Genomic DNA, 12,884 nt, shown 5'->3' with positions numbered 1-12,884 from the left:
CGGCCCTCGTCGCGCGTCATCGGGTCCCCGACGAGGGCACGGGGACTTTTCAGTCGCTCAGGAGGCCCAGACCACCGGGTCCGGGGTGGCCACGACCCTGGGCTCCCGAGCGAAGCGCTGGTCCACCGCGTTTGCCGTGACGGCGGATCGCAACTCCGGAGGGTTGACGTGCCGACGGGGCCTGCGGCCACGTCGGCCACCGGACACCCGGGCGCCGGCCGCCGGGTCGAGCCAGACCTGTACACCAGGTCGGTCTTCACCCCGTCCGCCGTACGCGAGCGGGATGGCACCGGCCTGTCCGTGCTCGGCGAGCATGGCCGCCTCCACGCTGAACTCGAAGAGTCGCCAGTCCACACGGGGCTCGGCACGGAGCGAGCCGGCGAGCCGGGCGATCGTCGCCGGGTCGGTGACGGGCTTGGCCCGACCGGCGACATACGCCTCGTCGTCGCTCTCCTCGGGCGGGAACGAGTGCAGGGCGTAACGACCGTCACGCTCCAGGTCGCGCCGCTTGGGCGAGTCGACGACGAAGCAGAACAGCCCCTCGTCGGTGATCACCGGCGACACCGGGTGCACACGTGGACCGCCGTCGGCGCGGACGGTCGCCAGGTAGCCGAGACCCGGCCCGTACTGCTGCAAGAGGGTGCGGATCGCTCCGGCGAGGCGCGGGGCGTCGGCGGCGAATTCGGACCAGGATGCCATGCGGAGATTCTATCGAACATGTGTTCGAGAAGGGTAGTCCGACACGCCTTCGCCACGCCGACAGATGCTCCGACCGCCCGATCGCCAGGACGCGATCACGTCACTCGCGGTACGGGTAGCCCCGGAGCAGCCCGGACCTCTCGCTAAGGTGACGGAATGCTGCTCTCCGACCGCGACCTGGTCACCGAGATCAAGGCGGGCACCCTGGGGCTCGAACCCTTCGAGCCGGCACTCGTGCAACCGTCGAGCATCGACGTACGACTGGACCGGCTCTTCCGGGTGTTCAACAACCATCTCTACACCCACATCGACCCGGCCCGTCAACAGGATGACCTGACCTCGGTCGTGGACGTACCCGACGGCGAGCCCTTCGTGCTCCACCCCGGCGAGTTCGTGCTCGCCTCGACGCTCGAAGTGATCTCCCTGGGCGACCAGCTCGCCGGGCGACTGGAGGGAAAGTCGAGCCTCGGCCGGCTCGGTCTGCTCACCCACTCCACCGCCGGCTTCATCGACCCCGGCTTCTCCGGCCACGTCACGCTGGAGCTTTCCAATGTGGCCAACCTGCCGATCACGCTCTGGCCCGGCATGAAGATCGGCCAGCTCTGCATCTTCCGGCTCTCGTCACCGGCCGAGCACCCCTACGGGTCAGCCGTGTACGGCTCGCGCTACCAGGGCCAACGCGGCCCCACCCCGAGCCGCTCCTGGCAACGCTGGCAAACCTGGCCCACCCGCTAACCCCCTCCCCCTCTCCCCACCCTCCCCCTCCCCGCCCCCCTCTCCTTCCCGCTCCCGTTCGCGATCTAGGGCGAATCCACCTTGATCAGAGATCAAACAACGTGGATTCGCCCTAGATCGCGAGAACGGGACTAGGACAGGGGAGGAAGGGAGGGAGGGAGGGTAGGGAGGGGGGCCGTTCTGTATATCTCGCAATTACGTTCGGTGTTTCACCGCTAGCGAAGGAAGGGCCCCTTGTTAACGGCGCGACCGTTAACAAGGGGCCCTTCCTTACCCAAGGTTGGGCAATTGCGGGGACTCAGCCGGGTCGGCGGAACCCTGCGACCGGCATGACATCAATCTTTGTCATTTTCACCGGTTGACCGGATTGCGGCGCGTGCACCATCAGACCATTACCGACGTACACACCGACGTGGTGCAGATCACCGTAGAAGAAGACCAGGTCGCCGGGACGGGCGTTGGCCCGGCTCACCACCTTGCCCTCGTTCCACTGGGCGCCGGTGAAGTGGGTCAGCCGCACACCGGCCTTGCCCCAGGCGTACTGGGTGAGCCCGGAACAGTCGAAGTTGCTCGGGCCGACGGCACCCCAGACGTACATCTTGCCGATCTGCGCACAGGCGGTCTTGACCGCGATGCCGGCCGCGCCACCCGGGTACGTCGCCGGGCACGGCCCGATCCGCAGCGAGCCACCGGAGCTGCTCGTCCCGTACGCGGAGACGCGCAACTTCTGCAGCCGGTCGATCTCGGCGTCGATCGACTTCTGCTTCGCGGCGAGCTCGGTGTCCTGCTTCTTCTGCTGGGCGACCAGCTCGTCGAGCTTGCGCTTCTCCTCGTCGTACTTGCTCTTGGCGGCCGTGACGTCGGCGATCTGCTCCTGCTGCTGCCGGGCCAGGTGGTCCAGAATGGTCAACTGGTCCACGAGCTGGGTCGGCGAGCCGCTGCTGATCAGCGCGTTCAGGTCCGACGACGGGCCGGTCTTGTAATAGCGCGAGGCGAGGCCACCGACCCGGTCGAGCGCCATGGTGGCCCGCAGCGCCAGCGGCTGGATCTTCGTCTGCAGCTCGCCCGACTTCTTCTGGTTCGCCAGCAGTTGGCTGTGCACCTTGTTGTACTGCTCGATGGTCGGTTCGAGCTGCACCCACTGGGCGTCGATCTGCTTCTCGATCTCCTCGACCGACGGAGCGGCCTGTGCCGCCGCCTGGGGCAGCAATCCGGCCAGGACCACCGCGGCGAGGGCCAACAATTGGTACGCCCGCCGACGTCTGCCGGCGCCCGGATGCTCGTGGTTGGTCGAATGGCGATGGGAGGGCACGCGTGCCACCGGCACCGACTCCTTCGATACCGACCACCGGGTGCCGCCCGAGGGGAATTGGGCGCCGACGTCCCACAGCGGTCGGTGCCCCACATTAGGGAAGGTTCGGGCGCGAATCAAGGCCGACGGACGAATACTTCTCGCTGTACTCAGACCTGCGCATTCGGTTGCGATACGACCGCATCCGTCGACCTACCAACGACCGCAGTCAATACATCGTCGAGCGTTAGTACACCGAGCGGCATACGACCGTCACTCACCAGCACCATATGTCGACGTTCGCGACGCATCGACAACAACAGGTCCGCGAGCGTACGGTCCGGCGGCACCACCGCCAGCGGGCGTCGTACCTGGGCCGGGACCGGTGCCCGCCGGGCGGCTCCGGCGTAGCCGAGGACGTCCTTGACGTGTACGAAACCGAGCACCCGCCGGGTGCTCCGCTGCACCACCGGAAACCGCGACCGACCGGTAGTCGTCGCCAGCACCTCCAGGGCCGCCGGGGAGACGTCCTCGGCCACGGTGGTGACCGTCGACCACGGCCGCAGGGCGTCGGCGGCGGTCCGCCGGCTCAGCGCCAGTGCCCCGGTGATCCTGGCGTGCTCCACCGGGTCGAGCAACCCCTCGGTACGCGCCTGCGCCACCAGCCCGGCCAGCTCCTCGGCGGTGAAGACCGTCTTCACCGCGTCCGCCGCCTCGATCCGCCACAGTCGCAGCACCTGTCGGGACGTCCACTTCATCGCCAGCAGCAACGGCTTCGTCACCAGGCAGAAGGCGAGCATCGCCGGCCCGAGCCAGAGCGCCGAGCGTTCCGGGCCGGCGAGCGTGATGTTCTTCGGCACCATCTCGCCGACCACGGTGTGCAGGAAGACCACCACACCCAGGGCGAACACGAACGCGAGCGGGTGCACCGCCGCGTCCGGCACCGCCAGCGCGTGCAACGGACGCTCCAGCAGGTGTGCCAGGGCCGGCTCGGCGATCGCACCGAGGCCGAGTGAGCAGATGGTGATGCCGAGCTGTGCTCCGGCGATCATCAACGGGATCTGGTTCATCGCGGAGAGCGCGAACCGGGCCCGCCGGGTCGCCGCCGCCAGCGGCTCCATCACCGTACGTCGGCTGGCGATCAACGCGAACTCGCTGCCCACGAAGAAGCCGTTGCCGAGCAGCAGCAGGAGGGCGACCAGCAGCTCGGTCACGGCAGCTCACCGGGCTGCACCGGGCGGCGTACCCGGACCTGTTCGATCCGGTGCCGGTCCACCTCGACCACGGTGAACTCGTACCCCTGCTCGGTGACCGTCTCGCCGGCCACCGGTATGTGCCCCAGCCGGGCCAGCAGGAAGCCCGCGAGTGTCTCGTACGGGCCGTCCGGCAACCGGAAACCGGCCTGCTCGGTCAGCTCGTCGGCGCGCAGCACCCCGTCGACCAGAACCGTCGGCTCGCCGCCGGGCACGGTCGGTTCGAGCCGCTCACCGGTCGGCGCGACCGCCGGGTCGAACTCGTCGGCAATCTCCCCGACCAGTTCCTCGACCAGATCCTCCATCGTCACCACGCCGTCGGTGCCGCCGTACTCGTCGACCACGATGGCCAGGTCGGCGTCGGCGGCACGCAGGGCGGCGAGCACGTTGTCCAGGTCGAGGCTCTCCGGTACGTACACCGGCTCGCGGGCCACCGCCGCCACCGTCGTACTGCCCCGCCGGTCCAGCGGTACGCCGAGCGCGTCCGGCACCCCGGCCACCCCGGTGACCAGGTCGAGCGTTTCCTCGTACACGGGAAAGCGGGTCCGCCCGGTGCGCTGCGCCAGGGCGAGCAGCTCGGCCACGGTCGCGCCGGCCCGCAGCGCGACCACGTCGACCCGGGGCGTCATCGCCTCGGCGGCGCGTTTGTCGCCGAAACGGATGGTCCGGCGCAGCAGCATCGCGGTCTCCGGTGGCAGTGCTCCGGCCCGCGCGGAGATGGCGGCGAGCAGCCCCAGCTCCTCCGCCGAGCGGGCGCTGGCGAGTTCCTCCTGCGGTTCCACCCCGAGCCGCCGGACCAGCCGGTTGGCGGAATTGTTCAGCGCCCGGATCAGCCACTTGAAGACGATGCTGAACGTACGCATCGGCGCGGCGGTGGCGAGCGCGGCCGGCAACGGCCGGGCCAGTGCCGCGTTCTTCGGCACCAGTTCGCCGAAGAGCATGGAGAGCAATGTGGCCAGCACCAGCGCCAGCAGCGGGGTGACCAGTCCGGTGTGCTCACCGGCGAGCGGCCGGAGCACCGGCCCGAAGAGCCTGGCCAGCGCCGGCTCGGCGAGGTAGCCGGTCAGCAGCGCGGTGATGGTGATGCCGAGTTGGGCGCCGGAGAGCTGGAAGGAGAGTTCCCGCAGCGCCTTGGCGACGGTGCCGGCCCGCCGGTCACCGGCGGCGGCCCGGCGGTCGATCTCGGCCCGGTCGACCGTCACGAGGGCGAACTCCGCTGCCACGAAAAAGGCGTTGCCGGCGGTCAGCAGCACGAAGGCGACCAGCGGCAGGAGGGTGCTCAACAGTGCGCTCTCGATGATCGGCTCACCTCGCGCCGATTGTTCCACGACTATGCGCGTCGGCACGAGCACCGATTCACCGGACGGATTTGTTTCGTCAACCGCCAATTCACGACCGGGTGGGCCGTACGGGGCTCAGCTACCCAGGTAGCGCAGTACGGCCAAGACCCGTCGGCTGTAGCCGGTGGTGTGCGACAACCCCAGCTTGTCGAAGATCGCGTTGACGTGTTTCTCGACCGCGCTCTGCGACACGTGCAACTGCGCGGCGATGGTGGCGTTGGTCCGGCCCTGCGCCATCTGGTCGAGCACCGTCCGCTCCCGCTCGGTGAGCCGGCCCAACGAGTCGCTGTGCGACGTACGGGCGAGCAACTGCCGGACCACCTCCGGGTCGAAGGCGGTGCCGCCGGCACCGACCCGGGCCAGCGCGTCGAGGAACTCGCCGACCTCCACCACCCGGTCCTTCAACAGGTAGCCCACCCCTTCGGTACGCCCACCGAGCAGCTCGACCGCGTACCGCTTCTCCACGTACTGGGAGAGGACCAGCACGCCGACGTCCGGCCAGCGGCGGCGGATCTCCAACGCCCCGCGCAGCCCCTCGTCGGTGTGCGTGGGCGGCATCCGTACGTCCGCCACCACGACGTCCGGCGGCTCGGCCTCGACCGCCGCCACCAACGCCACCGCGTCCCCCACCGAGGCCACCACCTCGTGCCCCTCGTCGGCCAGGAGTCGGGCCAGGCCCTCCCGCAGCAGGGTCGAGTCCTCGGCCAGGATCACCCGCACGGGAACTCCGCGACGATCGTCGTCGGCCCGCCGGCCGGGCTGTCGATCCTGAGGGTCCCGTCCAACGCCGCCACCCGGCGGGCCAACCCGGCCAGGCCGCTGCCGGTCGGATCCGCCCCGCCGATCCCGTCATCCTCGATCGACACCACGACCGCATTCTGCCCCGACCCGACGTCGACCACGACCCGGCCGGCGCGGGCGTGCTTCGCCGCGTTCGTGACCGCCTCCGACACCACGAAGTACGCGGCCGTCCGGACGCCGGCCGGCGGCTGCTCGACCAGCCGGTAGTTGACCGTGACCGGCACCCCGGCCCGGTCGGCGACCCGGGCCAGCGCCTCGTCCAGGCCGAGGTTGTCCAACGCGGTCGGGTAGACCCGCCAGGCGACGTCACGGAGGTCGTCCAGGGCCGACCGGGACTCCTCGTGGGCCTGGCGGAGCAGTTCCCCGGCCCGTTCCGGGTCGGCGCTGCGCCGGGCCCGGCCGAGCAACATGCCGAGCGCGACCAACCGTTGTTGCAGCCCGTCGTGCAGGTCCCGCTCGATCCGGCGGCGCTCGGCGTCGACCGCCTCGACGATCCCGGCCCGGCTCACCGCCAGCTCGGTGATCCGCCGTTCCAGCAGTTCCCGGTCGCTCGGCCCGAAGAAGTGCCGACCCAGCCGACGGTCGAGCGCGGCCATCCCGAGCAGGCCCTGCGTGACCAGGAAGAGGCCGATCAGCCCGAGCAGGAGTTGCCCTGCGAAGAGCAGCGGACCGCTCTGGCCCGCGACCCACTCGCCGAGCCAGACCAGGCCGGACAGCGCACCGTACGCGAAGATCAGGAGTACCCCGCCGCCGAACAGACCTACCGCCCAGCGCAGGCAGAGATACTCCACCGCGCGTCGGCCGGTGTAGTCGGCGGCGTTGGTGCTGCCGAGGAAGGCGGCCAACCGCCACCGCTCCACCTCGGCGAGGTGCCGGGCGCCGGACTGGATCTCCCGGATCGCCGAACGCCGGGCGCCGGGGTGCGGCCAGACCGGCACCAGGATCAGCCCGGACCAGAGCAGGTACGTCAGGTCGACCACCGCGGTCACCGTACCGAGCAGCACCCCGACCACCAGTCGTACGGCACGGCCGAGCAGACGTACGCCGGTGGTGACGAACCCGGGGCCCACTCCCACGGCCCGTCGGCTCAGCTCGCCGTGCCGGCCGGTTCGGGCTGCCCCTGCGTGGTCGGCTTGACCGAACGGAGCAGTACGGTGGCCACGTCGATCACCTCGACCTGCTCGGCCGCGCCCTTGCCGTTCACCCCGTCACTGATCATCGTGGTGCAGAACGGGCAGCCGACCGCGATCGTCTTGGCACCGGTCGAGATCGCCTCCTCGACCCGCTCCACGTTGATCCGCTTGCCGATCCGCTCCTCCATCCACATCCGGGCGCCACCGGCACCGCAGCAGAAGGAGCGTTCGCTGTTGCGGGGCATCTCGGTCAGCCCGTCGGCCGCCGCCGCGCCGAGCACCTCGCGCGGCGGGGTGAAGACCCGGTTGTGTCGGCCCAGGTAACACGGGTCGTGGTAGGTGACGCCGCCGTCGATCGGGGTGACCGGGGTGAGCTTGCCGGTGGCGACCAGGTGGGCCAGCAACTGGGTGTGGTGGACCACCTCGAACTCGCCGCCTAGCTCGCCGTACTCGTTGCCGAGGGTGTTGAAGCAGTGCGGGCAGCTCGCGACGATCTTGCGCTTGGTCGGTTCCCGGTCGCCGAACGCCTCGTTCAGGGTCTCCACGTTCTGCTGGGCGAGCATCTGGAAGACAAACTCGTTGCCGATCCGCCGGGCCGGGTCGCCGGTGCAGGTCTCGCCCTCGCCCAGGATGGCGAAGTTCACCCCGGCCTCGTGCAGCAGCGTCGCCACCGCGCGGGTGGTCTTCTTGGCCCGGTCCTCGAAGGCGCCCGCACAACCGACCCAGAAGAGGTATTCGAAGTCCTCGGTCTCGCCGACCCGGGGCACCTCGAAGTCCAGACCCTTGGTCCAGTCCTCCCGGGTGTTCTGCGGCGCACCCCACGGGTTGCCCTTGTTCTCCAGGTTGCGCAGCATCACGCCGGCCTCGGACGGGAAGCTCGACTCGATCAGCACCTGGTAGCGACGCATGTCGACGATGTGGTCCACGTGCTCGATGTCGACCGGGCACTGCTCGACGCACGCCCCACAGGTGGTGCAGGACCAGAGCACGTCCGGGTCGATCACCCCGCCCTCCTCGGCCCCGCCGATCAGCGGCCGGTTCCCCTCGGCGAGCGAGAGCACGTCGAGGTGGGCCAACTGGGCCTGGGTCGCCTTCTCCTCGCCGGTCAGGTCCTTGCCACCGCCGGCCAGCAGGTACGGCGCCTTCGCGTACGCGTGGTCGCGCAGGCTGAGCACGAGCAGTTTCGGCGAGAGCGGCTTGCCGGTGTTCCAGGCCGGGCACTGCGACTGGCACCGCCCGCACTCCGTACAGGTGGTGAAGTCCAGCAGGCCCTTCCAGGTGAACTGCTCGACCTGGGCGACACCGAACTGATCCTTCTCCGGGTCCGCCTCCTCGAAGTCGAGCGGCTTTCCGGCGCTCATCATCGGCCGGAGCGCGCCGAGCCCGGAGCCGGCCCGGCCGGGTTCACGCTTGAAGTAGATGTTGAAGAAGGCGGCGAAGCGGTGCCAGGCGACGCCCATGGTCACGTTGAGCGCGATGACGATGACCCAGGTCATCGAGATCGCGATCTTCACCAGGGCGGTGACGCTGGTGCCGGCGGACCAGTCCGGCAGTACGGCGCCGACCGCGTGGCTGACCGGGGTGGCCCAGGCCGGGAACTCGAAGTGGTCGGTGGCCACCTTGAAGCCACGGATCAGGAAGCCGCAGACGAGCACCGCCAGCACCACGGCCTCGACGAAGTAGCCCTGCCACATGGTCGACCCGGTGAACCGCGACCGGCGGTTCGGGTTGCCCGGCCGGTTGGCCAGCCGGATCCCGATCAGCACCAGGATCCCGGCCGTGCCGAGGATTCCGATGATCTCGGTGACCAGCCCGTACACCACCCAGTCGCCGATCACCGGCAGGCCGCCGGTCGGGCTGACCACCTCGAAGTACGCCTCGAGCACGAGCAGCGAGAGCACGACGAAGGCGACCATCACGAACCAGTGGGCCGCGCCGACCACGCTCCAGCGCAGCATTCGGGTGTGGCCGAGGGTCTCGGTCAGCATCGTCCGCGTCCGCAGGGCCGGATCATCGGTACGGTGCGGGTCGGGCTGCCCCATCCGGATCACCGAGACCATCCGCAGCACCGCGCGCACCGCCAGTGCCACCGCCACGGCGGTGACGGCGGCGGCGACAGCCGTGCTGACGATCTGGACGCTGCCCATGCCCTGGCCTCCCGGTCTGCGACGTGTCGAGCGACTGGTCGACCGCGGGGGATGCGATCGCGCCTGCAGCCTACGCGCCAGGTTACCCACTAGTAACGTGTGGGATTCCTCGCAACCAGGTGCACCGCCGTACGGACACCCTAGGCCGAGCCGACCGGACCATCACCCGCCGGTCAGGTGCGGATACGTTGAGCCGGCGCCTCCCGGGACGGAACGGGCGCCGGCACGAACCGCGCCGACCGGCCCGACAGGGCCGGCCGGCGCCGGACGACGTACGAGATCAGAGGCGGACCGGGCGGGCGGTCAACGCCAACGGGAGAGCAGGGCCAGCGAGCCGACCATGCCCCCGAAACCGATCGCAAGGTTCCAGTAACCCCAGGTGGCGACCGGGTAGGCGGTCTCGGAGAGGTAGTAGACGACCAGCCACGCGATGCCGAAGACGATCAGGCTGACCGCGGTGATCGGCAACCAGATCGGGCTAGGCTTGCGCGTCGCCGCCGTGCCCGTGGGCCGGACGTCGGTCGGCGGGGTGTACACCTTCTTCTTGCGGACCTGCGACTTCGGCACGGCGCTCCTCCTGAGGGGTGGCGATCCTCGTCCGGCCTGACAACCGGACGCAGGGGCGACGGTCCATGGCCAATAATCTTCGACAGCTAGCGTAGTCGCGAAGACCCGATCAGGCCACGAACGGGGCCAACCGGTTGCACCCGGTGAGCGGATCTGGCTAGCCGGTGGGACACGGAGCCCACACTGCGAGAGACCGACACGATCGGGAGGGCAGGTTCGGTGGAGTACACCACTGGTGGGACTTCCTGGGGCAAGGCGCTCCGCCGGGCGGTCGTCGCACTGCTGCCGCGCCGGTCGGGGAACCGACGGTCCGGCTGGTCGGCCGCTGTGCCGTTGATCGCACTCGCCGCCGGCCTGCTCTTCACCACCTCGGCGACCACCGCGAACGGCACCTCGCTGCGGGAGGACCGCCGTCCCGAGCTGGCCCAGTTGATGAAGGACCGGCGCGACCAGGTGCTCGCCAGCGAGAAGCAGGCTGCCGCCCTGCGGGCGGAGGTGGAGAAGGAGACGGAATCGCTGGCCGGCTCCGACGCGCCGGTCGCCGCCCAACGTGACCGGGCCGCCGCCGCTCGCCAGGCCGCCGGGTTCACCGCGCTGGCCGGCCCCGGCCTGGTGGTCGAGCTCAACGACGCGCCCAACCTCGGCGACGGCTCCCAGGCGGACGCGAGCAACGACGATCTCGTGGTGCACCAGGGCGACGTCCAGGCGGTGGTCAACGCGCTCTGGGCCGGTGGGGCGGAGGGCATGTCCATCATGAATGTCCGCGTGCTCGCCACCAGCGCGGTACGCTGCGTAGGAAACACCTTGTTACTACACGGGCGGGTGTATTCCCCGCCCTTCAAGATCACCGCAATCGGTGACCCCGCCGCGTTGCAGCGGGCCCTCGCCGCCTCCGAGGGCGTCCGGCTGTTCAGGGACGCCGTAGAGCACTTCCAACTCGGATACCAGGAGACAGTGGAGTCGAGCGTGACCGTGCCTGCCTTCGAGGGGTCAACCGGGCTACGTAACGCCCAGGTGCCGGGGTGAGTTCCGTGAGTGGCGACCGGGACGACGAACGGAACGGACGACATCGCGCACCGGACGCCAACGACCAGACCATCGTGATCCCACGGGTCACGAGCGCGCCGTCGGCGCCAGCCTGGCCGGACAACCCGAGCGCGCCCACCAATCCGCTGGCGGCCCCCGCACACCGGTCGGCCACCCCGGGCCAACCCGCCGCCGTGAACCCACCGGCCGCCGCCGGCCCCGGGGCCAGCCTCCAGTTCCTGCTCACCCCGGCGCCGCAGAGCCCAGCACCCGTCGACAACCCCTACCCCGACCACCCGTCGGTCGCTGGGCAGTCGGCGACCGGCGCCACGGGCTACCGGGCCTCCCGCACCGCCACCCCGTCCGGGTCGGCGACAAACCAGCAGCCGTACCCGCCGTCGGCCACTCCGGACCCGTACGCCGCCGGCACGGCGCCCGGCGGATCGCCCTCCGCCTACCGGGCGGCCTACCCGCCGTCGACGCCGTCGGAGACCGTGGCGGCCGCGCGGGCCAGGGGACCCTGGCCGGGCACCGTCGGCCCGACCGGCGTCCCGTTGAACGGTACGTCCACCGCCGGCAGCACCGGAAAGTCGTACGGGAGTGACCCGCTCGGCAACGGCTCCCTCCCGAGCGCGAGTCCGGCGCCCACCGCCGTCCCGGCGGCCACCGCCACGCCCGAGGAGACCCAGCCGATTCCGGCGGCCGTGCCGGAGCCAGCCAAGCCCACCGTGGCCCGGACTGCGCCCGAGGCGCCCCAGCGGCACCGGAGCGTCCCCACGTACGGCACGCTGGCGTCGGAACGTACCCAGCCCATCCTGGGACACTCCGGTACGCCCGCGACGCCTACCGGGGTCACCGAGCCGGCGGGGACGGAATCCGTCCCGACTCCGCCCGAGAACGCCACCATGGTCATCCCGTCGGTGCCGGTGCACGACCCGTCCAGCACCGCGCTACTGCCCACCATGACACCCCGCAAGACGCAGCCCTTCCAGCACGCGACGGCGATGCTGCCGACCGTACCCAAGGGGAGCCGGACCGACGGCAGCCCGGCGGCCGACGGCGACCCGGAGCGGGACGGCGAGGAGAAGTCCGACAACCAGGCCCGCACCCGCCGGGGTGAACGGGTGGTCAAGCTCCGCCCCCAGCGCACGGGCGAGGGCTACAAGAGCGTCTACTCGGAACTGACCCGACCGACGATCGGCTCCCGGATCCGGACCGGGCTCCGGTTCAGCGGCGAGCTGATGATCACCTTCGGGTTGGTGATCCTGCTCTTCGCCGGCTACGAGATCTGGGGCAAGTCGGTCATCGTCAACGCCCACCAGGACACCCTGAGCCAGGAGCTGGAACAGGCGTGGGAGGACGAGGGAATTCCGACCACCGATCCGACCGTCGGCCCGAGCCAGGCTCCGACCGTCGTCGCTCCGCCGAAGGCTCCGGCCGGCGGGAAGCCGATGGCCTCGATCTACATCCCGAAGCTCGACAAGAGCTGGGTGGTGGTGGAGGGCGTTACGCAGAAGGACATCCGGTACGCGCCCGGCCACTACCCGAAGACCGCCCTGCCCGGTCAGGTGGGAAACTTCTCGATCGCCGGCCACCGCAACAAGGCCACCTTCTGGCGGCTCGACGAGTTGCACGAGGGTGACGTGATCGTGGCCGAGTCGAAGACCAACTGGTACGTCTACAAGGTCACCCAGAACATCATCGTCAAGCCCAGCCAGGTCGAGGTGGTGGCGCCCGTGCCGGGCAAGCCCAAGGCCAAGGCGACCAAGGCGATGCTCACGCTCACCACCTGCAACCCGAAGTTCGACAACTACGAACGCCTGATCATCCATGCGGAGTTGGCCCGTACCCAGGCGAAGTCGGACGGGCAGCCGGAAGAGCTGAAGGGCTGA

General features: G+C 70.2%; 11 protein-coding genes. 3 read left to right on the top strand and 8 right to left on the bottom strand.

Translation table 11 applies throughout. The features are described from left to right. Positions 1-57: 57 nt before the first annotated feature. The gene (locus tag ACI2K4_RS20110) at positions 58-699 is read right to left on the bottom strand and encodes a pyridoxamine 5'-phosphate oxidase family protein (protein ID WP_404513217.1); all 642 of its coding nucleotides are present in this window, start codon (positions 697-699) and stop codon (positions 58-60) included. 156 nt (positions 700-855) lie between these two features. Between ACI2K4_RS20110 and dcd the strand changes: the two genes are divergently transcribed. Further along, positions 856-1,434, top strand: a complete 579-nt coding sequence (gene dcd / locus ACI2K4_RS20105; RefSeq protein WP_404513216.1) for a dCTP deaminase — start codon at positions 856-858, stop codon at positions 1,432-1,434. A 298-nt stretch (positions 1,435-1,732) separates the two neighbouring features. On the opposite strand, the gene ACI2K4_RS20100 is transcribed toward dcd, so the two are convergent. The 7 genes from ACI2K4_RS20100 to ACI2K4_RS20070 all read right to left on the bottom strand — a co-directional run bounded on the left by ACI2K4_RS20100 (position 1,733) and on the right by ACI2K4_RS20070 (position 9,966). Then, the gene (locus ACI2K4_RS20100; RefSeq protein WP_404513215.1) at positions 1,733-2,761 is read right to left on the bottom strand and encodes an NlpC/P60 family protein; all 1,029 of its coding nucleotides are present in this window, start codon (positions 2,759-2,761) and stop codon (positions 1,733-1,735) included. 134 nt (positions 2,762-2,895) lie between these two features. Continuing rightward, complete coding sequence (locus ACI2K4_RS20095; RefSeq protein WP_404513214.1) at positions 2,896-3,939, bottom strand: hemolysin family protein; 1,044 nt, start codon at positions 3,937-3,939, stop codon at positions 2,896-2,898. Further along, positions 3,936-5,249: a hemolysin family protein gene (locus ACI2K4_RS20090; RefSeq protein ID WP_404513409.1), complete on the bottom strand. Its 1,314-nt coding sequence runs from the start codon at positions 5,247-5,249 to the stop codon at positions 3,936-3,938. The genes ACI2K4_RS20095 and ACI2K4_RS20090 overlap by 4 nt, the downstream gene beginning before the upstream one ends. 144 nt (positions 5,250-5,393) lie before the next feature. Next, a complete protein-coding gene (locus ACI2K4_RS20085) occupies positions 5,394-6,038 on the bottom strand; it encodes a response regulator (RefSeq protein ID WP_404513213.1) in 645 nt (214 codons plus the stop codon). Continuing rightward, positions 6,029-7,195 carry a sensor histidine kinase gene (locus ACI2K4_RS20080; RefSeq protein ID WP_404513212.1) on the bottom strand — a complete coding sequence of 389 codons (1,167 nt, stop codon included), beginning with the start codon at positions 7,193-7,195 and terminating at the stop codon, positions 6,029-6,031. Before ACI2K4_RS20080 ends, ACI2K4_RS20085 begins: the two co-directional genes overlap by 10 nt. Positions 7,196-7,206: 11 nt before the next feature. Next, positions 7,207-9,399 (bottom strand): (Fe-S)-binding protein, encoded by a 2,193-nt coding sequence (locus ACI2K4_RS20075; RefSeq protein ID WP_404513211.1) that lies wholly within the window; start codon positions 9,397-9,399, stop codon positions 7,207-7,209. Between the two features lie 303 nt (positions 9,400-9,702). After that, positions 9,703-9,966 carry a cell division protein CrgA gene (locus ACI2K4_RS20070; RefSeq protein WP_404513210.1) on the bottom strand — a complete coding sequence of 88 codons (264 nt, stop codon included), beginning with the start codon at positions 9,964-9,966 and terminating at the stop codon, positions 9,703-9,705. A gap of 219 nt (positions 9,967-10,185) precedes the next feature. Here ACI2K4_RS20070 and ACI2K4_RS20065 point away from each other — a divergent pair, with 219 nt between their 5' ends. Together ACI2K4_RS20065 and ACI2K4_RS20060 are read left to right on the top strand one after the other, a co-directional pair. Beyond that, the gene (locus ACI2K4_RS20065) at positions 10,186-10,992 is read left to right on the top strand and encodes a DUF881 domain-containing protein (protein ID WP_404513209.1); all 807 of its coding nucleotides are present in this window, start codon (positions 10,186-10,188) and stop codon (positions 10,990-10,992) included. Then, positions 10,989-12,884 carry a class E sortase gene (locus tag ACI2K4_RS20060; RefSeq protein WP_404513208.1) on the top strand — a complete coding sequence of 632 codons (1,896 nt, stop codon included), beginning with the start codon at positions 10,989-10,991 and terminating at the stop codon, positions 12,882-12,884. The genes ACI2K4_RS20065 and ACI2K4_RS20060 overlap by 4 nt, the downstream gene beginning before the upstream one ends.

The organism is Micromonospora sp. NPDC050397 (assembly GCF_044901685.1).
Classification (GTDB): domain Bacteria; phylum Actinomycetota; class Actinomycetes; order Mycobacteriales; family Micromonosporaceae; genus Micromonospora_G.
The sequence above is the reverse complement of the archived record's forward strand: the minus strand, read 5'-3'. Positions and strand labels throughout refer to the sequence as shown.

Excerpts from the sequence above, each read along its gene's own strand:
- ACI2K4_RS20110 (WP_404513217.1), bottom strand. The coding sequence starts at position 699 with ATGGCATCCTGGTCCGAATTCGCCGCCGACGCCCCGCGCCTCGCCGGA.
- dcd (WP_404513216.1), top strand. The coding sequence starts at position 856 with ATGCTGCTCTCCGACCGCGACCTGGTCACCGAGATCAAGGCGGGCACC.
- ACI2K4_RS20075 (WP_404513211.1), bottom strand. The coding sequence starts at position 9,399 with ATGGGCAGCGTCCAGATCGTCAGCACGGCTGTCGCCGCCGCCGTCACC.